Origin of the sequence: [Bacillus] caldolyticus (genome assembly GCF_003595605.1) — a bacterium.
In the GTDB taxonomy this organism is placed as follows: Bacteria; Bacillota; Bacilli; order Bacillales; family Anoxybacillaceae; genus Geobacillus; species Geobacillus thermoleovorans.
In genome coordinates this window covers 2,547,286-2,569,087 of record NZ_CP025074.1, presented here as the reverse complement: position 1 = coordinate 2,569,087, position 21,802 = coordinate 2,547,286, and the positions used below count along the sequence as shown (strand labels likewise).

Annotated in this window: 27 protein-coding genes; 8 read left to right on the top strand and 19 right to left on the bottom strand. The window is 55.5% G+C overall.

From position 1 onward, the window contains the following. Positions 1-243: 243 nt before the first annotated feature. On the bottom strand, positions 244-1,737 hold the full coding sequence (locus CWI35_RS13285) for a leucyl aminopeptidase (protein WP_119878015.1): 1,494 nt from the start codon (positions 1,735-1,737) through the stop codon (positions 244-246). Positions 1,738-1,921: 184 nt separating this feature from the next. Here CWI35_RS13285 and CWI35_RS13280 point away from each other — a divergent pair, with 184 nt between their 5' ends. Next, entirely contained in the window at positions 1,922-2,731 is an 810-nt protein-coding gene (locus CWI35_RS13280) for a cobalamin-binding protein (protein WP_011232418.1), read from the top strand. Positions 2,732-2,748: 17 nt separating this feature from the next. Here CWI35_RS13280 and CWI35_RS13275 read toward each other — a convergent pair whose 3' ends face one another. The 5 genes from CWI35_RS13275 to CWI35_RS13260 form a co-directional block, all read right to left on the bottom strand. Further along, positions 2,749-3,387: a 3D domain-containing protein gene (locus CWI35_RS13275; RefSeq protein ID WP_011232419.1), complete on the bottom strand. Its 639-nt coding sequence runs from the start codon at positions 3,385-3,387 to the stop codon at positions 2,749-2,751. Between the two features lie 227 nt (positions 3,388-3,614). Continuing rightward, a complete protein-coding gene (locus CWI35_RS13270; protein ID WP_014196657.1) occupies positions 3,615-3,938 on the bottom strand; it encodes a YuiB family protein in 324 nt (107 codons plus the stop codon). Between the two features lie 126 nt (positions 3,939-4,064). Continuing rightward, complete coding sequence (locus tag CWI35_RS18310; RefSeq protein WP_011232421.1) at positions 4,065-4,202, bottom strand: YuiA family protein; 138 nt, start codon at positions 4,200-4,202, stop codon at positions 4,065-4,067. Between the two features lie 124 nt (positions 4,203-4,326). Beyond that, positions 4,327-4,830, bottom strand: coding sequence for an NUDIX domain-containing protein (locus CWI35_RS13265; RefSeq protein ID WP_011232422.1), 504 nt, complete (start codon positions 4,828-4,830; stop codon positions 4,327-4,329). A 119-nt stretch (positions 4,831-4,949) separates the two neighbouring features. Then, on the bottom strand, positions 4,950-6,173 hold the full coding sequence (locus CWI35_RS13260) for an NAD(P)/FAD-dependent oxidoreductase (protein ID WP_033006735.1): 1,224 nt from the start codon (positions 6,171-6,173) through the stop codon (positions 4,950-4,952). Positions 6,174-6,454: 281 nt separating this feature from the next. Between CWI35_RS13260 and CWI35_RS13255 the strand changes: the two genes are divergently transcribed. Further along, on the top strand, positions 6,455-7,453 hold the full coding sequence (locus tag CWI35_RS13255) for an NAD(P)/FAD-dependent oxidoreductase (RefSeq protein ID WP_205536307.1): 999 nt from the start codon (positions 6,455-6,457) through the stop codon (positions 7,451-7,453). Between the two features lie 161 nt (positions 7,454-7,614). On the opposite strand, the gene CWI35_RS13250 is transcribed toward CWI35_RS13255, so the two are convergent. From CWI35_RS13250 to CWI35_RS13235, 4 genes are all read right to left on the bottom strand, one after another. Then, positions 7,615-7,917, bottom strand: a complete 303-nt coding sequence (locus CWI35_RS13250) for a LapA family protein (RefSeq protein ID WP_011232425.1) — start codon at positions 7,915-7,917, stop codon at positions 7,615-7,617. Positions 7,918-8,137: 220 nt separating this feature from the next. After that, entirely contained in the window at positions 8,138-8,503 is a 366-nt protein-coding gene (locus tag CWI35_RS13245) for a HesB/IscA family protein (RefSeq protein ID WP_011232426.1), read from the bottom strand. 151 nt (positions 8,504-8,654) lie between these two features. Continuing rightward, positions 8,655-9,527, bottom strand: a complete 873-nt coding sequence (gene dapF / locus CWI35_RS13240; RefSeq protein ID WP_011232427.1) for a diaminopimelate epimerase — start codon at positions 9,525-9,527, stop codon at positions 8,655-8,657. Positions 9,528-9,660: 133 nt separating this feature from the next. Continuing rightward, positions 9,661-9,900 carry a YuzB family protein gene (locus CWI35_RS13235; protein ID WP_011232428.1) on the bottom strand — a complete coding sequence of 80 codons (240 nt, stop codon included), beginning with the start codon at positions 9,898-9,900 and terminating at the stop codon, positions 9,661-9,663. A 171-nt stretch (positions 9,901-10,071) separates the two neighbouring features. Here CWI35_RS13235 and CWI35_RS13230 point away from each other — a divergent pair, with 171 nt between their 5' ends. After that, positions 10,072-11,142: an NAD(P)/FAD-dependent oxidoreductase gene (locus tag CWI35_RS13230; protein WP_011232429.1), complete on the top strand. Its 1,071-nt coding sequence runs from the start codon at positions 10,072-10,074 to the stop codon at positions 11,140-11,142. A 38-nt stretch (positions 11,143-11,180) separates the two neighbouring features. Here CWI35_RS13230 and CWI35_RS13225 read toward each other — a convergent pair whose 3' ends face one another. Continuing rightward, positions 11,181-11,534, bottom strand: a complete 354-nt coding sequence (locus tag CWI35_RS13225; RefSeq protein ID WP_015375727.1) for a YuzD family protein — start codon at positions 11,532-11,534, stop codon at positions 11,181-11,183. An 84-nt stretch (positions 11,535-11,618) separates the two neighbouring features. Between CWI35_RS13225 and CWI35_RS13220 the strand changes: the two genes are divergently transcribed. Next, entirely contained in the window at positions 11,619-11,861 is a 243-nt protein-coding gene (locus tag CWI35_RS13220; protein WP_011232431.1) for a NifU family protein, read from the top strand. A gap of 236 nt (positions 11,862-12,097) precedes the next feature. Here the strand turns inward: CWI35_RS13220 and thrB are convergent, their stop codons facing one another. The 5 genes from thrB to yutH form a co-directional block, all read right to left on the bottom strand. Further along, positions 12,098-13,012, bottom strand: coding sequence for a homoserine kinase (gene thrB / locus CWI35_RS13215; protein ID WP_014196662.1), 915 nt, complete (start codon positions 13,010-13,012; stop codon positions 12,098-12,100). Continuing rightward, positions 13,009-14,070 carry a threonine synthase gene (gene thrC, locus CWI35_RS13210; protein ID WP_011232433.1) on the bottom strand — a complete coding sequence of 354 codons (1,062 nt, stop codon included), beginning with the start codon at positions 14,068-14,070 and terminating at the stop codon, positions 13,009-13,011. The genes thrB and thrC overlap by 4 nt, the downstream gene beginning before the upstream one ends. Next, positions 14,070-15,368, bottom strand: a complete 1,299-nt coding sequence (locus CWI35_RS13205; RefSeq protein WP_011232434.1) for a homoserine dehydrogenase — start codon at positions 15,366-15,368, stop codon at positions 14,070-14,072. The genes thrC and CWI35_RS13205 overlap by 1 nt, the downstream gene beginning before the upstream one ends. Positions 15,369-15,460: 92 nt before the next feature. Continuing rightward, positions 15,461-16,435: a 2-hydroxyacid dehydrogenase gene (locus tag CWI35_RS13200; RefSeq protein WP_011232435.1), complete on the bottom strand. Its 975-nt coding sequence runs from the start codon at positions 16,433-16,435 to the stop codon at positions 15,461-15,463. A 145-nt stretch (positions 16,436-16,580) separates the two neighbouring features. Next, positions 16,581-17,582: a spore coat putative kinase YutH gene (gene yutH, locus CWI35_RS13195; RefSeq protein ID WP_014196663.1), complete on the bottom strand. Its 1,002-nt coding sequence runs from the start codon at positions 17,580-17,582 to the stop codon at positions 16,581-16,583. 289 nt (positions 17,583-17,871) lie between these two features. Here yutH and CWI35_RS13190 point away from each other — a divergent pair, with 289 nt between their 5' ends. Further along, positions 17,872-18,369 carry a phosphatidylglycerophosphatase A family protein gene (locus tag CWI35_RS13190; protein ID WP_011232437.1) on the top strand — a complete coding sequence of 166 codons (498 nt, stop codon included), beginning with the start codon at positions 17,872-17,874 and terminating at the stop codon, positions 18,367-18,369. Positions 18,370-18,452: 83 nt separating this feature from the next. On the opposite strand, the gene CWI35_RS13185 is transcribed toward CWI35_RS13190, so the two are convergent. Beyond that, positions 18,453-19,223 carry a TIGR01457 family HAD-type hydrolase gene (locus CWI35_RS13185; RefSeq protein WP_011232438.1) on the bottom strand — a complete coding sequence of 257 codons (771 nt, stop codon included), beginning with the start codon at positions 19,221-19,223 and terminating at the stop codon, positions 18,453-18,455. A gap of 24 nt (positions 19,224-19,247) precedes the next feature. Beyond that, entirely contained in the window at positions 19,248-19,685 is a 438-nt protein-coding gene (gene hepT, locus CWI35_RS13180) for a type VII toxin-antitoxin system HepT family RNase toxin (RefSeq protein WP_011232439.1), read from the bottom strand. 98 nt (positions 19,686-19,783) lie between these two features. On the opposite strand from hepT, the gene CWI35_RS13175 reads away from it, so the two are divergent. Together CWI35_RS13175 and CWI35_RS13170 are read left to right on the top strand one after the other, a co-directional pair. Next, positions 19,784-20,056, top strand: a complete 273-nt coding sequence (locus CWI35_RS13175; RefSeq protein WP_205536306.1) for a DUF3055 domain-containing protein — start codon at positions 19,784-19,786, stop codon at positions 20,054-20,056. A gap of 58 nt (positions 20,057-20,114) precedes the next feature. Continuing rightward, the gene (locus CWI35_RS13170; RefSeq protein ID WP_011232441.1) at positions 20,115-20,408 is read left to right on the top strand and encodes a hypothetical protein; all 294 of its coding nucleotides are present in this window, start codon (positions 20,115-20,117) and stop codon (positions 20,406-20,408) included. Positions 20,409-20,612: 204 nt separating this feature from the next. On the opposite strand, the gene CWI35_RS13165 is transcribed toward CWI35_RS13170, so the two are convergent. Next, entirely contained in the window at positions 20,613-20,888 is a 276-nt protein-coding gene (locus CWI35_RS13165; RefSeq protein ID WP_013144326.1) for a YutD family protein, read from the bottom strand. 112 nt (positions 20,889-21,000) lie between these two features. Between CWI35_RS13165 and CWI35_RS13160 the strand changes: the two genes are divergently transcribed. Continuing rightward, the gene (locus tag CWI35_RS13160; RefSeq protein WP_011232443.1) at positions 21,001-21,687 is read left to right on the top strand and encodes a YhcN/YlaJ family sporulation lipoprotein; all 687 of its coding nucleotides are present in this window, start codon (positions 21,001-21,003) and stop codon (positions 21,685-21,687) included. Positions 21,688-21,802: the final 115 nt, after the last annotated feature.

Here is a 21,802-nt window from a genome sequence, read left to right as displayed (position 1 = left end):
CACCGCTACTTATTGTAACAATTTACACAGCATTTACAATAAGACAACAAAAAACTTTACACGAAATTTACACTACATTTACATTCTGTTCGCTTTTCCTGCTATGTACTATAGTAGCGTGCCAAACAAAAGCCGAAGCTATGCACGTCCGCTTCGGCTCGTTCGCTGCCGGCATACCCCGCCCTCACACTGGGCGCCTCTGCGCCAAGGCAGCGCCTGTCGATCAGCCTGCCGGCGTTCGTTTTATTCAAACCGCTCGACAAACGCGGTGAGCGTGCGCACCATCACGCCTGTCGCCCCAGCCGGACCGAGGTCGCCGTCTTTCTTTGTGGCGGCCGTGCCGGCGATATCCAAATGCACCCACGGCGTATCTTCCGCAAATTCGCCGATGAACGCCCCGCCCATAATGGCGTGTCCTTCCCGCCCCGGAGAATTGTTCAAGTCGGCGATTTTGCTGCTTCGCACCCGCTCGCGGTCGTTTTCTGTAATGGGCAGCCGCCAAATGAACTCCCCGGTTTCCATCGACGCTTCAAGCAATTGCTCAAACAGCTCCTCATTGTTCGTCATCGCGCCCGTTTTGTCCGTGCCCAAGGCGACGATCACTCCGCCCGTCAACGTAGCGACATCGATGATATAGCTGGCGCCGTGCTGTTTCGCATAGGTCACCGCATCGGCCAAAATGAGCCGTCCTTCCGCACCCGTGTTTTTCACTTCAATCGTTTTTCCGGACAGCGACGTAATGACATCGTCCGGCTTGAACGCCTCGCCGCTGATCATATTGTCGGTCGCCGGAATGACGGCGAGCACGTTTTGTTCCGGCCGCAGTTCGCCGATCGCTTCCATCGCCCCGAGCACCGCCGCCGCGCCGGCCATATCGGTTTTCATGTCGACCATGCTGTCGCGCGGCTTCAAACAATAGCCGCCCGTATCGAACGTCACCCCTTTGCCGACGAGAGCGATCACGTCTTCCCACTCGTCTTTTCCTTGGTATTTTAAGACGATCAGTTTGGGCGGCTGTTTCGAGCCTTGATTGACGGCCAAAAGCGCTCCCATGCCGAGCCGCTCCATGTCTTCTTTCTCCAAAACTTCATAGTCAAAATCGTATCGGTTCGCGAGCTTCACGGCATAATCAGCCAAATCCGACGCCGTCAGCAAATTCCCCGGCGTATTGACAAGCGTGCGCGCCGAATTCGTCGCCTTCCCGTATACCGAACCGACAAACAAGCTCGCTTCAATTTCTGCCGCTTCGGCCGCCGTGTAGACGATGAGCGATTCGAGCTGGTAGTCCGGTTGTGACTTTTTCTGCTTATACCCAGGGAATTCATACGTCGCCAAGTGATAGGCTTCCGCCAAGGCGTGCGCCGCTTCGTTTCCATCGACGGCCTCGGTCGTAAACGTGTCCAGCGCGACCGCCGCTTTCGTCCGCTTCGCCTGCTTCAACGCGCGAAACAGCTTGCCGAACACCTCGCGCAGCCGCTCAAACGTCAACTCTTCTTTTTTGCCGAGACCGACGAAATACAGCCGCTTCGCCCCCATCGGCAAAAATGGATGAACGGTGGCGATGCGCCCCCGCTTCGCGGAAATATCGCCTTCTTTCTGCAGTTCCGACAGCCGTCCGCCAAGACGGGCATCGTATTCGCCGGCAAGGCCGCTCCATGAATTCGCCCCTTCAAACAAACCGACGACAAGCGCTTCATCCCGTTCCTCCACCGACGGCAAAGGTTTTACCGTAAACATCGTCTCATCCCTTTCCATGTTGATTCATTCCCACCTTCATTATAGCGAAGCAAAGCGATTCTTTCGACTATCTAACTTTTCTCTCCTTGCGTTCATGCAAAAAAATCAGCTGAAACGGACAGGAAATCACGCAGGGCAAGGCGAATCCGTAATCATCACGACGATTTAGAAAGGACCGACGCTGATGAGAATCGTTTCCCTTTGTCCAAGCAACACCGAACTGCTCGCCTATCTCGGCCGCCTTGACGATGTCGCCGCCGTCGACGATTCGTCCGACTGGCCGCCGGAAGTGAAGCAGCTGCCGAAAGTCGGGCCGGATCTGCGCATTGATATGGATCAAGTCGAGGCGCTCAAACCGGATCTCGTCGTCGCATCCCTAAGCGTGCCCGGCATGGAGCGCAACGTCGAGGAGCTCAAACGGCGCGGGCTCCCGCATCTCGTGCTGGCGCCGAATTCGCTCGATGACATTGCCAACGACCTTCTTCGGCTTGGCGAGGCGCTTGGTGAAACGAAAAAAGCGGCCGAACTTGTCCGCCGCTATCATGACGTGCTTGATTGGCATCGCGAGCGGGCCGCATCGGCTGAACCGGCCCGCCTTTATTGGGAATGGTGGCCGCGGCCGATCTTCACACCGGGCGGCGCCAACTGGCTGAGCGAACTAAGTGAGCTCGCCGGCGGGCGCAACATTTTCTCCGACATCCCGCAAGCGAGCGTTCAAACGGAATGGGACGACGTTCTCGCCCGCAATCCGTCGCACATCTTGCTCGTTTGGGTCGGCGTGCAGACAAAAAAAATGAACCGAAAAGCGGTCACAACTCGTCCGAACGCCGAACAGATCGAAGCAGTCCGCACCGGAAACATCTATGTTTTGGAAGAAGCGCTCTATTGCCGTCCGTCTCCGCGCCTCTTGGTCGGATTAAAAAAATTGGCGCCGCTTTTGCATCCGGCGCTGTTTCCTCCCGCTGACGACAGCGATCCGCTCCTTGGCGGCTGACGGGCGGGAGCCCTCCTTTAACTTTTCGATTCCAAATATTGCTGCCGGAACACTTGCATCGTTTCATCTTCGTTCAGCCGCTTCAACTCCTCTTCCGACAGCGTGCCGTCCCCTTTTTGGATAATGTAAACTTGCACTTTCCTTTTTCCCCAATATTTATAGACATCTTCCACGGTTTCGTAATATAAATCAAGACGATGGCCTTTGATCGCCCCGCCTTTGTCGGCGACGACGCCGAACCCGTATCCGGGGATGAACAAAATCGTGCCGATCGGAAAGATCGATAAATCGGCAGCAATCGTCGAATAAAGGTCGCGCTTAACGCGGACGCCGGAGTACGTGATGCCATACTCAGGGTGATCGGGCGTTTTCCCGGTCGATTCAATGCCGGCTGTATAGCCGGTGGCGACCACTTCAACGGAAGGATATTTTGACCAGTCAAAATGATCCTCAAGCCGCAAAACGGAGCGGCCCCCGTTTTTCGCGAGCTCTTTCATTCCCCAAACGGGCTGATGATCCATCGATAAAGCGCTCGGAAAGGGATGGAGAACCGTCTTCGCGTCAACCCCGGAAACGGACTCGAATGTCGCAAAGAGCGCCGCCAAAAACAGCAGCGTCATCGCGGTTCGGCGCACGAACTGCCTAAACCCATTCAATGCTCTCAACTCCTCTCACACCTCTATTTATCTCCATCCAAAATCGAAATATTCATTGCGAATGAGACAAAAAACGAAAAAACCGTCCATGAACAACCTCATTGTGAAACCCGAGCGCAAAGCTTGTGCGTTTTGCCAAAAACATACACGAACCGACGTTGTGATCCGCTCGGGCGCTCATCAGCGCTGTTCACAAAAAAAACGCCCCTGCCCAAGGCAGAGACGCTCTAAAACATTTGATACCCTTTCGCCCGCAGCGTGCGGATCGCCCATCCGGCGCAAAGAGCGCCGGCAAATCCGCTTGACAAAATCAACAGATCCGCCGCCGCCAGCGAAGTGATTTTCCGGCCGAGCGCGGCGAACGCCTCGGACGGTGCGGTGAAATAGCGCGTCAACGGCACATCATCAATAATGAAAACCGCAATCAACGGAAAGCAGACCGCTGTAATCCATGTCATGCGCAGCAACATATTCACCAAAAACCCAATGCCAAAAAACAACACAAAAAATAAAACCATCGAAATCAAAACAACCGGCAAACTCATTTGCATCCGCCCTTCACCTCCCGTACACCCGTTTTCAGTGTACTGGATCGGGCGGATGACCGTCAATGTTCGTTCTCTTCTTCATGATCGCCTGATTGGTTCCAAACGATGTTTCATGTCTTCAGACGAACGTCAATGATCGTCATCCTCTTCGTGATCGCTTCCCGTTCCTTGGCAACTGTAGCACGTTTCCGATCCGCCCAAAAGCAGCTGAACGTATCCATGCCCCTCGCAGTACGGGCAGTCGTTCATTGTCAATGTTTTTGTCATCGATGTTCCCCTCCGTTTCTTTTCTTGTTAATATATCAAAATTTTCTGTAAAAACAAACAGCGATTCTCCCCCATTTTCGTTCGTGTAAGCGGATACATCTTTCGATCGCTTTTATTTTCTTGACTATTCTTTCAATTTTGATGATTCAAAGTAAAGGCGGTATTTCGTGTAGCCGAACGGATCGCCGGGATTGAGTCCGTCATGCAGAGAAAGGGAATCAAGCGGCTCGAGCGCCAACAAATAGCGAAGCAAGCCTGATGTGTTCGGATCATTCTGAAGCGCCGTTTTGCTTAAAAACGCGGCGGCATACAGCTCATCCGTCTGCACGACGATGTCGCGCGAGAGCGGGCGCAACAGAAAAATCGCCATATTGTCGCTGATCTCCCCAGCGATGACGCCGGTGCGCAAGCCAAGAAGCGCGACCGGTTCGGCGTCGATCCCCGTTTCTTCCTTCACTTCCCGAACCGCCGCCTCATCGAGCATTTCCCCCGGCTGGACGAACCCGGCCGGCAGCGACCATTTGCCTTTTAGCCCGCTGTATTTTTTCTTGACAACGAGCCATTCCCCATTCTCGTTTATGACCAGTCCGGCCGCCGCAATCCAAACGTTTCCTCGTTTGTTGTCCATCGTCCTCATCCTTTTCTCCCTATCGTTATGCACCGTTTGTATTTCGACAATCGAGCGGCGGATCCCTGTTTCGTTGCCATACAAAAAGCTCCCGCCATCACGGGAGCTTTTTGAATCGATTAGAAAAATTTAAATTTGCCTTTTTTCATCACAAGCGACGAACCGCCGATCAAATACAGGGCGCGGTTGTCAATCACTTTTTTCATGAAGCTCGCTTTGGCGCCCCACAGCTTTTTGCCGAACACGACGCCGATGGCATCATCATGGCCGAGCGAGCAAACCGTCCCTTTAATATCCGGCTTAAACGGCTCCAGCTCCCCTTGTCCACGGATGAGCACCGCCAAGTTTTTCGCGCACAGCTGGCCTTCTTGCATGGCGATTTGCGCCGTCGGCGGATACGGGCGGTTCGTTTCTTCATCAATCACGAGCGAACAGTCGCCGACGACGAAAATGTCTTCATGCCCCGGGACACGCAAGTACGGGTCCACTTTAATGCGCGCCCGCGCCGCTTCAAACCCAGATTCCTCGATGACGCGGCTGCCGCGCACGCCGGCCGCCCAAATGACCGTGCCGGCTTTAATTTCCTCGACATCATCACCTTTAGCGACAATGATGCCATCCGGCGTGCATTCCTTAATCGCCGTGCCGATTCGAAACTCGACTCCTTTGCGCTCAAGCTGGCTGACCGCGTACTCGACGAGCTCCGGATCGAAGCCCGGCAACGCCGTTGGCGCCGCCTCCACGCAAATAATGCGCACTTTGTGCGGGTCGATGTCATACTCGCGGCACAGCTCCGGCATCCGGTTGGCGAGCTCGCCTAAAAATTCAATGCCGGTAAATCCCGCCCCGCCGACGACGATCGTCAATCGCTCCTCTTTCTTTTCCTCTTCCGCGTTGTACGTCGCAAACTGGTATTCGATATGTTCGCGGATTTGCCGCGCGGCGTCGACATTGGCGATCGAAAATGCGTATTCCTTCAACCCTTTGATGCCGAACGTTTCTGATTCAAACCCAAGGGCAATGACGAGATAATCGTACGTCAGCTCGCCGTTTTCAAGCAGCACTTTCTTTTCGTTTGGAATGATTTTCGTCACCGTATCTTGGATGAATTTCACTTTGTTCCGGTCGATGACATCGCGGATCGGATAGCGGACACGGTCATGATGCAGCGTCCCGGCCGACGCCTCATGAAGCCATGTCGTCTCATAATGGTAATCGTGCTTGTTTACGAGCGTAATGTTCGCTTCGTTCACGCCGATGAGCTTTTGCAGGCGAACGGTCGTCATCAACCCGCCATAGCCAGCGCCTAAAATGACAACGTTTGGTTTTCTCACCTGGATCACTTCCACCCTTTTTAATTTTTTTCCACACGTTTCTTATAGCTTTTGCTGCGGCCCCCGTTTTTATTGAGCAAAATTTGTGAAATACTTCACGTTCCTTGCCAAAAAAATGTCGGGAGACTGTCACAAAACGTTAACAATTTCTCCACTCATCATATTAGTCGTTTTTCTTTCCCATTTCAAGACTTTTTTCGCCGTTTTGTCCTAAAAAATTTCTTTCGTTTGGACAGCGTCGATTTATGGTAAGATAGAGTTGTGCAGCCATCCATTTCATGCAGGGAGGGATGTTGATGAAAGAAGATCGCACGATGTATGACGTCACGATCATCGGCGGCGGGCCGACCGGGATGTTTGCCGCGTTTTACGGCGGCTTGCGGCAAATGAAAGTCAAAATTATCGAAAGCCTTCCGCAGCTTGGAGGGCAGCTGGCCGCGTTATATCCGGAAAAATACATATATGATGTCGCCGGATTTCCGAAAGTGCGCGCCCAAGAGCTTGTCAACCAGCTGAAAGAGCAGATGGACCTATTTTCGCCGACCGTCTGCCTGAACGAGTCGGTCGACACGCTCGAAAAGCAGGAGGACGGAACGTTTAAACTCGTCACCAATCAACAAATCCATTATTCGAAAACGGTCATCATCACCGCCGGAAACGGCGCCTTTCAGCCGCGTCGGCTCGAAATCGAAAGCGCTTCCCGCTATGAAGGAAAAAACTTACATTACTTCATCAACGACTTGGGGCAGTTTTCCGGAAAGCGCGTGCTCGTCTGCGGCGGCGGCGACTCGGCTGTTGACTGGTCGCTCATGCTCGAACCGATCGCCCAAAGCGTCACGATTGTGCATCGCCGCGACAAATTCCGCGCCCATGAACATAGCGTCGAGCAGCTCAAGAAGTCCAGCGTGCAAGTGAAAACGCCGTTTGTGCCCGTTGAACTCGTCGGCGATGAACACGCCATCCGCCAAGTCATCCTCGAGCATGTGAAAGAAGGAACGAAAGAAACGATCGATGTCGACGCCGTCATTGTCAACTACGGCTTTATTTCTTCGCTTGGCCCCATCAAAAACTGGGGGCTTGACATCGAAAAAAATGCGATCAAAGTCAACTCGCGGATGGAAACGAACATCCCCGGCGTGTATGCGGCGGGCGACATTTGCACGTACGACGGGAAAATCAAGCTGATCGCCTGCGGCTTTGGCGAAGCGCCGATCGCCATCAGCAGCGCCAAAACGTACATCGACCCGACGGCGCGGATGCAGCCGGCGCACTCGACATCGCTGTTTTAATGGCGCTCCGTCGGGAAAACAAGCGGAAGCGAAGGGGCGCTCGGCATTTCGCCTTAACGCCGCATCCCGACTGATTGGAGCCATTCATATAGCCCGCCCCGTCCACACCCGTTTTTCAAGCAAAAGGCGCCCCTCTTTGTTGGGGGCGCCATACTCATGCCTCATCCCTCTCGCTCCAGCGAAACCGACTCGCCATCAGTATTCCCAGCCTTGTTTTTCGTCCATTCCTCCCGCTCTCTCTCGAGCAGCTTCACCTGCCGGCGCAGGCTGAACAAACGCACCCATCCGAGCATGCCGACGACAAGGCCGCCAAGGACGGCCGAACCTAAAATGACGATAATGAGCGGCAAGCGGGTTTCGCCGACTAAATAATGGATCGTCACCTGCTCGACATTCGCCACCGCCAGCAGCGCCACAATGAGCGCCAAGACAAGCGCCAAGATGACATTGATTTGTCCTTTCATCGTTTCTCCTCCTTTGGCGCTCCCGAAAAGGCCGATGTTGGAGCGCGGCCGTTTTCCCCAATTTCGTGAGGGAAAGACCACCCTTCCAACATTTCGCCAGTCGGTACACGCCCGCGTTTTCAACCGGCCGTGCGGCGAAAACCGGCCTTCTCAAGAGCCCGACGTCACGGCAAGGCAGGCCGTTTTCCTCTGCCAGGCAGATGGACGTCATCCCGCCTGCTTAGCATTGCTCCGGCGTGCCGGCATTGGTCGCTGTGCGGAACGAGGAGCCGCAGCCGCATGTCGCAATGGCGTTCGGATTGTTGATCGTAAACCCGCCGCCAAGCAGCGACTGTTTATAGTCGATGACCGTTCCGCGCAAAATCGGCGCGCTGTCGCGGTCCACCAAAATTTTGATGCCGTGCTGCTCAAATTCGATGTCATCCTCACGCCGCTCATGGTCAAAGCCCATGCCGTACGACAACCCGCTGCAGCCGCCGCCATGGACGCCGACGCGCAAGTACGCGCCCTCTTCTTCCTGCTCTTTCATCATATCTTTGATTTGAAACGCTGCCGCTTCTGTCAGCGTAATAACTGCCTCTGCCATCCATGATCCCTCCTTTAACGGTTGACACTGGCCAAACAGCTTGGCCGTTTTTCGACAGGTTCGCCCGCTTTCACCCGACGGCTCAGATGGGGCGAATCCCTTGAATGATTCCGATCTTACTTCATAGTATACCGTCTTTGCCTTTCGATGCTCAACCGTTCCGCCCGCCTCGGTAGTAATAAACGCCGGTGCACACGGTCTCCGCCGGACCGGTCATGCGCACGCGCCCGTCGTGCCCCCATACGATCGTTAAATCGCCGCCGGCCAAATGGACGACCGTTTCCTCCCCGCGCGCCGTTTTGCCGTTTAACACGGAAGCGACGACCGCCGCGCACGCTCCGGTCCCGCACGCCTGCGTCACGCCGGAGCCGCGCTCCCAGACGCGGAAATGAAGCTCGCGCTCGTTCACCACTTCGACAAACTCGACGTTCACCCCTTCCGGAAAGCGCGGGTCCTTTTCCACGAGCGGGCCAAGCGTCGTCACCGGCGCTTTTTGGATGTCATCAACGTAAAAGATCACATGCGGGTTGCCCATGGACACCGCCGTAATTTCATATTCGCCCCCAGCGATGGCAAACGGCTCGGCGACGACCCGCTCCGCTTCCGGACCAAGCATCGGAATGGCGCTCCGCTCAAGGCGCGGCTCGCCCATATCGACCGTCACGCTTGTCACTTCGCCATCTGCTACTGCAACACGGGCTTCGACAAGCCCGGAGAGCGTTTCAATCAAAAAGGTGCGGTCGCTGACGATGCCGTGCTCGTACGCGTATTTCGCCACGCAGCGCAAGCCGTTGCCGCAGTTTTTCCCTTCCGAGCCATCGCTGTTAAAAATGCGCATTTTGACTGGCGCTTTCTCCGATGGACAAATGAGAATCAAGCCATCGGAGCCGATGCCTGTGTGGACATCGGCGACGCTGCGGGCGATCGCCGGCAGCTCCTCCTCGGGCAATGTTTCCCGGAACAGATCAACGTATATGTAGCTATTACCCAATCCATGCATTTTCGTAAACGAAAAAGAACGCACATGACTCCCTCCTGAACATTTTTTGCGCTTCGCATGTATAATGGCGGCATCTCCTGGGCACAATGGGAATATCCCCCGTTTTTTCATTATACATTGAAGAGGATGCCGCATCGCGGACATCCTCCTTTTTTCGTTAAAACATTGGGTTTTCCTCGAGATGCCGATAAATATTTTCCACGAGCTGCTCAGGCGTTTCGCCGCTGACAAACTCGCCGTTGACGAGCGCAAACAGCGTTTCCGCGCAGCGTGTGCAATAGCTTAAGCAACTGTATTCAATGATGTCCAAGTTCGGATCCTTTTCCAACATTTCCATTGCTTTGTACGACCCGCTGGCTAAGTTGCTGATGCAAAATTCGATGATTGGCAACATCATGCGCATGTTCACCTTCCTGCTTCCCATCGTAGCGGTTTTCCGGCGCGGCGTCAATGAACATGCTCGTTCGATCGAGGAAGCGGAAAAATGATTGTTCTTTTGTCACAATTTCGTTATACTTTTCTATGGCATTGTCGGCTTTAGAAACTCGACAAAAGGGGATTTTTCACGATGAGACAACTTGTATTGCTTGGCGGAGGATACGGCAATATGCGCATTTTGCAGCGCCTCCTCCCGGACGAATTGCCAAACGACATTCATATTATCCTCATCGACCGCGTTCCGTACCATTGTTTAAAAACGGAATATTACGCCTTGGCCGCGGGAACGGTCAGCGACCATCACATCCGCGTCCCGTTTCCGGAACATCCGCAGCTTGTGTACCAATTCGGCGAAGTCGTCTCGATTGATCTCGACCAGCAGCTCGTCCATTTAAAGGATGGGAGCAGCGTCCGCTACGATGATGTCGTGATCGGATTGGGCTGCGAAGACAAATACCACGGGGTGCCGGGCGCCGAGGCGCATACGTACAGCATCCAGTCGATCGATAAGGCGCGCGCCGCCTATGAAGCGCTGAACAATTTGCCGCCGAAAGCGACGGTCGGCATCGTCGGCGCGGGATTGAGCGGCGTCGAGCTGGCCAGCGAACTGGCGGAGAGCCGTCCGGACTTGCACATCAAGCTGTTTGACCGCGGTGAGCGCATTTTGCCGATGTTTCCGAAACGGTTGAGCGATTATGTGGAAGGATGGTTCGTTGAACACAAGGTGGAAATCGTCCGCAACTCCAACGTCACGAAAGTCGAACCTGGCGTCTTGTACAACCACGACGAGCCGGTCAAGTGCGACGTCATCGTCTGGACGGCCGGCATTCAGCCCAACCGCGTCGTCCGCGAACTGAATGTCGAAAAGGACAAGCAAGGCCGCGTGGTGCTGACGAAGCGCCATCACATCCCCGGCTATGAAAACGCCTACGTCGTCGGCGACTGTGCGAGCCTGCCGCATTCCCCGAGCGCCCAGCTCGCTGAAGCGCAAGCCGAGCAAATCGTCCAAGTGCTGCAAAAGCGGTGGAACGGCGAAGAACCACCGAGCGAATTCCCGCCGATCAAATTAAAAGGCATTCTCGGCTCGCTCGGCAAAAAGCACGGCTTCGGCTTGCTCGCCGACCGCCCGCTCACCGGCCGGGTGCCGCGTTTGTTGAAATCAGGCATTTTGTGGATGTACAAGCATCACCATGGGTACTGACAGCACAACTGGCCCTTATTCGGCGAAAAAGGCGGAGTTCATTCCGCCTTTTTCCCTTCCGGCGCCGACGGTTGATACCCGAATTTTTCCATTTCTGCACAAATCGCCTTGAGCCGCGGGTTGCCTTCGGCGACGACGTTTCCTTCGATCACCACGACCGGATACACCCAATCTTCTTCGACGATCGTCTGCGCGAGCTCCCGCTTCTCCTCGTCATCGGCCGGCGGCGCAAAAATGTCGACGTACGTCATCACAAACGGCTGATCCGGATACTTGCGGCGCAGCGCGGCCTCGAGCCACTCGTACGTTTCTTTCGACGACGGCAGCTGCACGCATGCCGGGCAAATGACGTCGGCCCCGTACACACAAATTTCAACCGGCTTGAATGTCATCGTTGTCACCCTTTGCAAAAGCAAAATTTATCATTAGATTTTTTTTGTCACTATGATTATAATAAAAACTAAGGAAAGGAGTCGATGGAAATGACGGATCAAGAAATCAAAGAACAAGTGCAAGAAGTTTTAGATAAACTGCGTCCGTTCCTGCTTCGCGACGGCGGCGACTGCGAACTCGTCGATGTCGAAGACGGCGTCGTGAAACTTCGCCTCCTCGGCGCGTGCGGCAGCTGCCCGAGCTCGACGATTACGCTCAAAGCCGGAATTGAGCGCGCCTTGTTTGAAGAAGTGCCGGGCGTCGTCGAAGTGGAACAAGTGTTTTAATATGAAAAATCCGAACAGCGGCCGCTGTTCGGATTTTTTTATCGCCAGCGGGGCGGCGAGCCGACGGGAAGGCTGGTGATGGGCAGCCACAACCCGCCTGATCGGGCGCTTCTCCGTTTTCGTTTCCTTCCAATTGTGCAAGGAAAACCGTCATATCTTTCGCCCGCTCCCAAGCGCGGCGGCGAAACGGCCAGGCCGCTGAACGGACTTCTGTTCGCGCCGGCGCCCAAGAAGGTTCAAGCTTCAAGCGCCAGCTTGTAGACGCGGCTGCCGCGCGGCTCGACGGAAAGACGCGCGATTTCGCACGTCGGAAAATGCGGGCGCAGCCGGCGCGCGAGCCGCTCTCCTTGGCCCGGTTCGGCAAAGACGAGCACCGTCGGCCCCGCTCCGCTCAGCGCCGCACCGATCGCTCCGTATTCAAGAGCGAGCGCCTCCGCCCGCTCGAGTTCCGGAACGAGCTGTCTCCGATACGGCTGATGGAACAGATCGGCGGCCATCATCCGGCCGGCAAGCTCCCAGTTTTTCGTGAGCAACGCGGCGACGAGAACGTTGCTGACGGCGCTCGCCTCGACCGCCCGCTCTCTCGGCCATTGTTCCGGCAGCTGCCCGCGCGCTTTTTTCGTTTCTAGTTCATACTCCGGAATAATAGCGACAAGCTCCACATCCAATTGTGGAATATGGACGACATCCACGCCCGCCTCGCGGCAGCAGCCGATGACAAGCCCCCCGTACAACGAGGCGCCGACATTGTCCGGATGTCCTTCGTATCGGGTCGCCAATTCCATCTTTTGCTCGCGCGGCAACTGAAGCCCAAGCAGCGCGTCGGCGAGCTCAATGCCGGCGACGACCGCCGCCGCGCTGCTCCCGAGCCCGCGCGTAAACGGAATGTCGCTGTACACATCGACTGCACAGCTCGGCAGCCGGCGGCCGTAAACGTCCGCCGTCTCCGCCGCCACTTGATACACCAAATTGTCCGTCCCGCGCGGAATGCCGCTCACTTCCGCCGTTTTCGGCGCAAACGACCACGCATCCGCCAAGCGGACGTCAAGCGTCAAATAGCGATTGACCGCTAGCCCGATCGAGTCAAACCCGGGCCCTAGGTTCGCCGTGCTTCCCGGCACGACGATCTTCAACATCTCGTCTTCTTTCATGCCCGGACAACCCCTTGCAAATGCTCCAAGACAACTTGTTCATCGTTCGGCAGCACGATCGGTTCGATCGCCGCGGTCTCCAAGGCGATGGCCGGGTCTTTCAATCCGTTGCCAGTGAGAACCGCGACGACGAGGCTGCCGCGTTCGATTTCGTTCCGTTCGCGCTGCTTGATCACCCCGGCGATCGCCGCGCATGACGCCGGTTCGGCAAAAATGCCTTCCGTCCGGGCGAGCCGCTTGTAGGCGGCCAAAATTTCTGCGTCGCTCACCTCATCAATTTTCCCGCGCGACTCGCTCGCCGCCTCGACCGCTTTGTCCCAGCTCGCCGGATTGCCGATGCGGATCGCGGTCGCCACCGTCTCCGGCTGTTCAATCACCCGGTTGCGGACGATCGCCGCCGCTCCTTCCGCTTCAAAGCCGCGCATTTGCGGCAAGCCCGTTCCTTTCGCTTCATGGTACTCCTTAAACCCTTTCCAATAGGCGGTGATGTTGCCGGCGTTGCCGACTGGAATGGCGAGCACGTCCGGGGCGCGCCCAAGCTGGTCGCACACTTCAAACGCCGCCGTTTTTTGCCCTTCGATCCGGTACGGATTGACCGAGTTGACGAGCGTAATCGGCGCCGTTTCGCTCAACCGGCGCACCATCTTCAGCGCCTCGTCAAAGTTGCCGTCAATCGCAAAAATTTCCGCGCCGTACATGGCGGCTTGCGCCAACTTGCCGAGGGCGATCTTGCCGTTCGGAACGACGACGAGGCAGCGCATGCCGGCGCGCGCCGCGTAGGCGGCCGCTGAAGCCGATGTATTGCCGGTTGAGGCGCAGATGATCGTATGGCTTCCTTCCTCTTTCGCCTTGGCCACCGCCATCACCATGCCGCGGTCTTTAAACGAACCGGTCGGGTTCGCCCCTTCGACCTTGACATAGAGCGCAATGCCGAGCTCCTCCGACAAGCGCGGCAGCGGGATGAGCGGCGTATTCCCTTCGCAAAGCGACAGCCTCGGCGTCGCCGCAGAGAGCGGCAAAAAATCGCCGTAGGCGTCAAGCAGCCCTTTCCATGCCATTACCGTTTCTCTCCTTCCACTCGATACGAGCTTTGCACCCGTTCGACGATTTCCAAATCGCCGAGCTGCTGCAAAATGTCTTCGTAGTCTTGCTGTGAGGCGTCATGCGTAACGATGACGATTTCCGCTAGGCCATCCTCTTTCAGCGGCAATTGCAAAATTTTCTCAAAGCTCACCCCGCGCTCGGAAAACAGCGTCGTAATTTTGGCAAACGCGCCGACCTGGTCTTTGACATGAATGCGCAAAAAGTATTTCGAGAAAATTTCCGCCGGCGTCTTCAACTGCTTTTCATATTGCGGCGCGACGGCATAGCGGCCGTTGACGCCAAGGCGCATATTTTTCATCACCGCGACCAAGTCGGAGACAACCGCCGTCGCCGTCGGCAAGCTCCCGGCCCCCGGCCCGTAAAACATCGTCTCTCCGACCGCTTCGCCGTATACGTACACCGCATTGTATTCGTTGTGCACGGACGCCAACGGATGCGAATCCGGCAAAAACGTCGGCTGGACGCTCACCTCGACCTTCTGCCCGTCGCGCTGGGCGATGCCGATCAATTTCATCGTGTAGCCGAGCCGCTTCCCGTAGTTCAAGTCTTCCTCCGTCACTTGAGTGATGCCTTTCACTTGCACATCGTCCAAGTCGATGTCCATGGAAAAGCCAAGGCGGGCCAAAATCGCCATTTTCCGCGCCGCATCCAGCCCTTCGACGTCTGACGTCGGATCGGCTTCCGCAAACCCGAGCGCCTGCGCTTCAGCGAGCACGTCCTCATAGGAAGCGCCGTTTTGCGACATTTTCGTCAAAATGTAGTTCGTCGTCCCGTTCACAATGCCCATGAGCTTCGTAATCCGGTCCGACGCCAAGCCGTCAACCAAGCTGCGCAAAATCGGAATGCCGCCGGCGACGCTCGCTTCATAAAACAAATCGCAGCGGTATTCCGCCGCCACCCGAAGCAGCTCCGACCCGTAGACGGCCATTAAGTCTTTATTGGCGGTCACGACATGCTTCCCTTGGCGCAGCGCCCGCAATAGCAGCTCTTTTGTCTCCTCAATGCCGCCCATCACTTCGATGATGACATCAATGTCTGGATCGTCAATCACCTCAGCCGCACTCGTCGTAAGGAGCGACGGGTCAACGGCGACATCACGCGGTTTCTGTACATCCCGGACAAGGATTTTTTTCACCTTCACCGGGCACCCGACTTGATGCATCAACTTTTCCTGATGGTTTTCAATAATTTTGACCACGCCGCTCCCGACCGTTCCTAATCCTAACAATCCGACCAAAATTGGTTTTTCCATGATTCCCGCCCCTTCTGTTTACGTACAGTAGACATTTGTATTTTTATAGTAGACATTATAAAAGACGATCGGCCATTTGGCAATGAAAATTTTTATGAGATCCGGTTCACAGGCGTCAGCGGCGGCCGTCCTTCGAGCACGGCGATGATATTGTCGCGCGCCAATGTCATCATGGCGCGCCGCGTTTCGTACGTGGCGCTGCCGATATGCGGCAAGGCGACGACGTTCGGAAGCGAAACGAGCGGATGATCGGCCGCGACCGGCTCGTGTTCAAATACATCCAATCCCGCCGCGGCGATCTCCCCGCCGACCAGCGCCTCATACAACGCCTGTTCATCGACGACCGCTCCGCGCGCCGCGTTAATGAAAATCGCGGACTTCTTCATTTGCCGGAACGCCTCGCGGTTGAACAAATGGCGCGTCTCGGAGGTGAGCGGCGTCAAGCAGACGACAAAATCGCTCTCTGAAAGCAAGTCGGCGAACGGACGATAGACGGCGCCAAGCTTCTCTTCCGCCTCCGGACGGCGGGAGCGGTTGTAATACAGAATGTTCATGTCAAACCCCTTCGCCCGTTTCGCCACTGCCTGGCCGATGTTCCCCATGCCGACGATGCCGATCGTTTTATGATGGACATCGGCGCCCGCAAGCAAAAACGGACTCCAGCTTTTCCATTTCCCTTCTTTCAAAAACATAGCCGCTTCGACAAGGCGGCGGGCGGTGGCCAATAAAAGCGCAAACGTCAAATCGGCCGTCGTATCGGTCAATACATCGGGTGTATTGCAAACGAGAATGCCTCGATGGGCCGCCGCCGCTACATCAATGTTATCGTAGCCGACGCCCATATTGGCGACGACTCGGAGCGCCGAACCGGCGGACAAGACGTCTTCATCGATCGGATCAGACACCATCGGCAAGATGGCCGTCGCCCGTTTCGCCTTTTCCACGAGCACATCGTGTGGCACGGCCATATCTTCATGGGGCCACATCTCTACTTCAGCGATGGCCAAAAGCGGCGCGACCACGTCCTCGGGCAATTTTCGCGTAATGAATACATACGGCTTCGTCATGGTGCAGCCTCCCGCATCGTTTTTTCTAAATCTTATCACAACTTTGGCCGAAAAAAAACGGGAAGTTGTCCTTAGGGTTTAACGGCAGGGAAGCGGTCGTTTTTTCGTTTGGGCCAAAAAAAAGCGGGAAGCTGTCTTCCCTGCGTTACGCCGGCGGCAGCCACTCGACCGCCGGCAGGCGGATGCGGTTCGAGATGCCGGCGATCTTGGCAAACGCGGCCAAAAATCGTTCATATTCATGCGATCGATCGAGCAAGCGCCGCAACTCCCCCTCCCGCCTTGTCCGTTCGCTCTCATCCACAGCGATATAATATGCCTCGACACATTCAAAATAGGAAAGCGGAAACAACAACCTGGCGTAAACGAGTCTCCAAGCAAACGGCGACAGCGGCGCCGCATGTTCATACTCTTGAAAAAACTGCCGCACCGCCCGCTGACAGCCAAGTCCGCTCTTTTCGTACAAATGGCGCACCCATTCCGCCAAATCGCGGGCGCAATGGTCATACACCCAGTCGGTCGGCAGCTTCGCTTCGATCCCCCCAACCCACTTCGCCTCGGGGAGACGCTCATGGCAAAATGCCGCGTAATCGATGCGCCCTGGTTCTTCGTCAATCTCCGTGTCCGCCACGTATTGCACCGCGTTTTCCGCCAAGCCTAAATAATACGGGAACGATTCGATAAACAGACGATCAAACAGCGACGACGGCCCGGAAGCGAGCTTGCTCGACCAAAACGCCTCCATTTGATCGATCCGCTTCGCCCACAGCTCCCGCCATTGGCCGATGCGCCGGCAGGCGACGATCGGCCATGGACATGTTCTCCCGCATTCATGCATCACCGCCAATTCCCTTCCGAGCGAACGAAAGCGAGCCGCCGGAAGCGGAGCGCGAACGAGCGCCAACGGCTGTCCATTATAGGAAGCGATATACGTTCCGGACGTCGTTTTGACCAGTTCTCCGACGCCGTCCACTCCTTTTGCCCGCAAATAGCGGCTCATTCGCTGGCGCTCTTCCATTTCCGCTTCGCTTTGCCCATCGGCGGGAACGAGCAAAAAACGCTCCTGCCGATGCCAAAAGGCCGCATGCCGTCCGCTTCGCTCCAACCTCTCGACGCGCATGCCATACTGTTCACGCACCCATTCTTCCATCGCCGCGCCTCCTTTTTGCCGAAACCAGTCAATTCCGCTCGTTCCACACCTTCATCTCATCGCCGCCCCATCAATGAGCCGATTCCGCCTCCGCTCCAGCATGAAACGGCCCCATTCACGCGCCTATGTTGATCAGCCAACGCATGGCCGCGGAAAAAGAGGGCTACTTTTTATATATGACAGCGGGCGCCAAAAAAGCCGATGAGCATTTTTCTTTATATGACGGACTTATTTATGACATGATACATATATATAGAAAACGACTTTCTAAAAGAAACAGGTGAAGTTCATGAGCGAATTCATTATGAACAATCTGGAACAAACGGCTCGGCGCTGGCTTGAGGAACGGGGGGTGACCGTGGAAAAAATTGCGGAGCTCGTTTATTACTTGCAATCAAAATATCATCCCGATTTAACGATGGAGGAGTGCATCGAAAACGTCAACCGCGTCATTTCGAAACGCGAAGTGCAAAATGCGATTCTAACCGGCATCCAATTGGATAAACTCGCCGAAGACGGTCGGCTCGATGAACCGCTGCAGTCGATCATCCGCCGCGATGAAGGGCTGTATGGCGTCGACGAAATTTTGGCGCTGTCAATCGTCAATGTGTACGGATCGATCGGGTTTACGAACTACGGATATATCGATAAGCAAAAACCGGGCATTTTGCAATATTTAAATGATAAATCGACCGGCAAATGCAACACGTTTTTGGACGACATTGTCGGCGCCATCGCCGCAGCGGCGTCAAGCCGCCTGGCGCATCGGGCCGCCAATGCGGAGTAACGCCGGCTCCGCCCATGCGCGCCCTCCATCCGCGCCGAGCAACATGAAACGCCGCCTTGCCTTTTTTGGCAAAGCGGCGTTGTTTACAAGCGGTCAAGCCATTCCAAAAGTGAATCAGCCGTATACGTCGGCATCCGTTCGTAGCGGGCGAGCATTTCTTTTGTCGTAACGCCCGTATGGACTAAAAGCGTATCAATGCCAGCGTTCATGCCGGCTAAAATGTCGGTTTCATAATAGTCGCCGATCATCAGCACGTCCTCCTTCGGGACGCCAAGCACTTTGAGCGCCTGCTCCATAATGATTTTTTCCGGCTTGCCGATAAATGTCGGCTTCACCTGCGTCGATACAGCGACGACCGACGTCAGCGCCCCGTTGCCCGGAAGCAGCCCCCGCTCCGTCGGCAAGGCGATGTCGCCGTTGGTTGAGATGAACATCGCTCCATTTCGGACAGCGAGACAAGCGACAGCGAACTTTTCGTATGTAATTTGCCGGTCAATCCCGATGACGACGACATCCGCATCTTCGCCGGCCAAACGGAATCCTTTGTCCGCCAAGGCGGTTTGGAGCCCTTCTTCACCGATCACATACACGGAAGCATCCGGTTTTTTTTCAAAAATGTAATTCGCCGTCGCCTGGCTTGTCGTAAACACATGCTTCTCCTCGGCCGGCACGCCGAACGAACGCAATTTTTCCGCCACTTGCGCCGGTGTGCGCGACGAATTGTTCGTGACAAACAAATACGGAATGCCACGGCGGTGCAGCTCGTTGACAAACGTACGCGCCTCAGCGATGCATTCGGTGCCGCGGTACATCGTCCCGTCCAAATCGATGAGGTAGCCGTTGTATCGTTTCAATGCATTTGCTCTCCTTTCCCGCCATCAATTGCGAAACGCCGACACCGGGCCGAGCTCGTTTTCAAGGTAAGCGCGCACCGCCTTCGGATACGCCTCCAGCGCCGGCAAATGTTCGTTCAGATCGGCGAGCAATTTCGCGTGATCGACGCGCGCATATTCGTGCACAAGCATTTTCCGATGGGCAATGAACGCTTTCAATCGGTCAGCATCCGCCGGCGAGATCACCTGTTCGTCAGCCAAAATATCGATGATGTCGTTATAGCTGCCCGGGTCGCGCATAATAAACCCGTCGATCATGGCGTTGCCGACGTCCAACACCGCCTCGATGACGATATGAGCGATCCGTTCGAGCGCCAATTGCCGAAGCGGCTCGTCCCATCGCTCCTCGGCCTTGTAACGGTCCAGCATTTGTTCCATGTAGCTGAGCGTTTCTTCCAGTTTTTTGCGATCGACAAAATACATCCGTCATCCCTCCTCGTTCCTTTGTGCGATTTGCTGTCTCCCGTTTTCGCCGCCTGTCTGCTATGATGGACATAGACGAAAAAACAGGAGGGGCTCAAATGATGGGTGAACGGTTTTATTTATACGACGACACCGTCGATGCGGCCGTCCGCTTCGTCAGCTTTGTCGGCGAGCGGCAGCGGTTTGATTTGGCGCTCATCGAAACGGATCGTTTTTACGGGAAGTGGCTCGTGCTCGACTTGCAAAGCAACCGCTTTGCCATTCTCGGGCGCGACGATTTGGAGGAGCCAGGCTATATCGAGCACGCTTACCAGCTTCATGAACAAGATGCCAACGATTTGCGCGCCTTTTTGGAGGAGTATCTCTCATAACCTTCCTCGGTTTCGGGCATCTTATGAAACAGCCCACGAACGAAGGAAGGTGAGACGAATGGCGGAACGGGAAACATACGCCGATTTTTCCGTCGTCGAGAAACAGCGCAATTTCTTGACCGCTGAAGAGTTCCCAGAAGGGCCGTACGGCTCGCCGCGCCGCGACGACGCGCCGGTCGAAAACAAAAGCACGCCTTGGAAGGAAGGCCAGCGGCATTACAGCGCCTTCAACTACGAGTTTAAATCGTTCCACCAAAACATTCCAAGGCGCGACCCAGCCGCCCACCCGCCGCACGACGATCCGCATCAGAGCGAACAGTTTCCGTACAATGAAACGGAAGAGCAGCCTTGACATTCAGCAGGACAGCGAAAGAAACGGAGCAGCCGCCCAGCCTATGGCGGCTGCCGCGTTTGCCGTCTCGCCATGCGGCAGCGATGAGGAATGTCGCGCCGTCTTTTGTCTGTCCGCGAGTCGTCTTCCCGCCTTGCGAGCCCTTCGCCGCACAGCGGTTTCTTGCTCCCGCCTCTTCTCCCGCGCCGCGGTCCACTGGCGCGGTTATCGTTTCACCTTGCGCAGCACAAAATACGCGCAGCCGAAGTTGCAATATTCATACAAATATTCGGACAACGTGCTGATTTTCGTATCGTACGTCGCTTTTTGGTTATGGTCGTCAAAAAACCCGCGCAACCGGAGCTGGTTGTATCCCCAATCCCCGACAATGTAGTCGTACTTCGCCAAAATGTCCGCATATCGGGCGCGAAAGGCTTCTTCATTAAAGGCGTTTTTCACATTTTCCACCAGTTCGTAACAATGATTGTTAATGCAAATCACTGTTCTCACCTCGCCTTTCCACTTCCATCATAAACGATGCATCGCCCCCAATCAATTACTGTCATCAAACCATCATCCGTGTGCCACCCTAAAAGCGAAGGGGGTGCTGACGATGAGACGACCATGGTTGGCCGTTGCGTTCGGAGCGGCCGTCGCCCTAGCCGGCTGCGCGCAGACGGCTCAGGACGAAAACACCGATATTTACAAGCGGAGCGGCAACACGATCAATGTCACCGACCGCAACGAGCTGTACAATGAAAACGGGGTGCCCAACGGCGATGACACGCCGATGAACAACTTCGGCTACGTCCGCCATCAAAAAAGCCCGATCCTCGGCGATGCAAACGGCTATAACGACATGCCGTCCTTCAACCGCGAGAAAGCGGCTGATTTAATCAGCAAATTGTGCACCCAGCTGCCGGGCGTCAAAGACGTCGCCACGCTCGTCACGGATGAGGAAGTGCTCGTCGTGTATGACGCGGACACGAACAACCGGCAGCAAACGGCCGATCAAGTGAAAAAAACAGCGCTTTCCGTCGTTCCCCGCTACTACCATGTGTATGTCGCCGACAATCCGCAGCTGATGAAGGACATTGAGCGCTTCGGGCGCCTTGATTCGAACACGCGCAACATCGACCAAATTCTCGATGCGACGATTCAGCGGATGTTGAAATATCCGCAAGGGAAAAAACTGAGCGACGGGGAAAATGAAAACGGCGAAATGATCAACGAAACAAACGATGAATTAGACCGCGATTTCCGCGACGGCACGCCGCGGGCGACGAAAGCGGGGCGCTAGGGAAAAGAAACGGTCTGCCTTCTTTATGAAAGGCATGACCGTTTCTTCGCGTTCATCCGGCCGGGATGATGCTTTCAGCCGCTGAAACAACGCTTGCTTGCTTTCGTGCCGTTCG

Coding starts and splice junctions, on each gene's coding strand:
- CWI35_RS13285 (WP_119878015.1), bottom strand. CDS start 1,737: ATGTTTACGGTAAAACCTTTGCCGTCGGTGGAGGAACGGGATGAAGCG.
- CWI35_RS13280 (WP_011232418.1), top strand. CDS start 1,922: ATGAGAATCGTTTCCCTTTGTCCAAGCAACACCGAACTGCTCGCCTAT.
- CWI35_RS13270 (WP_014196657.1), bottom strand. CDS start 3,938: ATGCAAATGAGTTTGCCGGTTGTTTTGATTTCGATGGTTTTATTTTTT.
- CWI35_RS18310 (WP_011232421.1), bottom strand. CDS start 4,202: ATGACAAAAACATTGACAATGAACGACTGCCCGTACTGCGAGGGGCAT.
- CWI35_RS13265 (WP_011232422.1), bottom strand. CDS start 4,830: ATGGACAACAAACGAGGAAACGTTTGGATTGCGGCGGCCGGACTGGTC.
- CWI35_RS13255 (WP_205536307.1), top strand. CDS start 6,455: ATGTTGATGAAAGAAGATCGCACGATGTATGACGTCACGATCATCGGC.
- CWI35_RS13250 (WP_011232425.1), bottom strand. CDS start 7,917: ATGAAAGGACAAATCAATGTCATCTTGGCGCTTGTCTTGGCGCTCATT.
- CWI35_RS13245 (WP_011232426.1), bottom strand. CDS start 8,503: ATGGCAGAGGCAGTTATTACGCTGACAGAAGCGGCAGCGTTTCAAATC.
- CWI35_RS13235 (WP_011232428.1), bottom strand. CDS start 9,900: ATGATGTTGCCAATCATCGAATTTTGCATCAGCAACTTAGCCAGCGGG.
- CWI35_RS13230 (WP_011232429.1), top strand. CDS start 10,072: ATGAGACAACTTGTATTGCTTGGCGGAGGATACGGCAATATGCGCATT.
- CWI35_RS13225 (WP_015375727.1), bottom strand. CDS start 11,534: ATGACATTCAAGCCGGTTGAAATTTGTGTGTACGGGGCCGACGTCATT.
- CWI35_RS13220 (WP_011232431.1), top strand. CDS start 11,619: ATGGAAATGACGGATCAAGAAATCAAAGAACAAGTGCAAGAAGTTTTA.
- thrB (WP_014196662.1), bottom strand. CDS start 13,012: ATGAAAGAAGACGAGATGTTGAAGATCGTCGTGCCGGGAAGCACGGCG.
- thrC (WP_011232433.1), bottom strand. CDS start 14,070: ATGGCATGGAAAGGGCTGCTTGACGCCTACGGCGATTTTTTGCCGCTC.
- CWI35_RS13205 (WP_011232434.1), bottom strand. CDS start 15,368: ATGGAAAAACCAATTTTGGTCGGATTGTTAGGATTAGGAACGGTCGGG.
- CWI35_RS13200 (WP_011232435.1), bottom strand. CDS start 16,435: ATGACGAAGCCGTATGTATTCATTACGCGAAAATTGCCCGAGGACGTG.
- yutH (WP_014196663.1), bottom strand. CDS start 17,582: ATGGAAGAATGGGTGCGTGAACAGTATGGCATGCGCGTCGAGAGGTTG.
- CWI35_RS13190 (WP_011232437.1), top strand. CDS start 17,872: ATGAGCGAATTCATTATGAACAATCTGGAACAAACGGCTCGGCGCTGG.
- hepT (WP_011232439.1), bottom strand. CDS start 19,685: ATGTATTTTGTCGATCGCAAAAAACTGGAAGAAACGCTCAGCTACATG.
- CWI35_RS13175 (WP_205536306.1), top strand. CDS start 19,784: ATGATGGGTGAACGGTTTTATTTATACGACGACACCGTCGATGCGGCC.
- CWI35_RS13170 (WP_011232441.1), top strand. CDS start 20,115: ATGGCGGAACGGGAAACATACGCCGATTTTTCCGTCGTCGAGAAACAG.
- CWI35_RS13160 (WP_011232443.1), top strand. CDS start 21,001: ATGAGACGACCATGGTTGGCCGTTGCGTTCGGAGCGGCCGTCGCCCTA.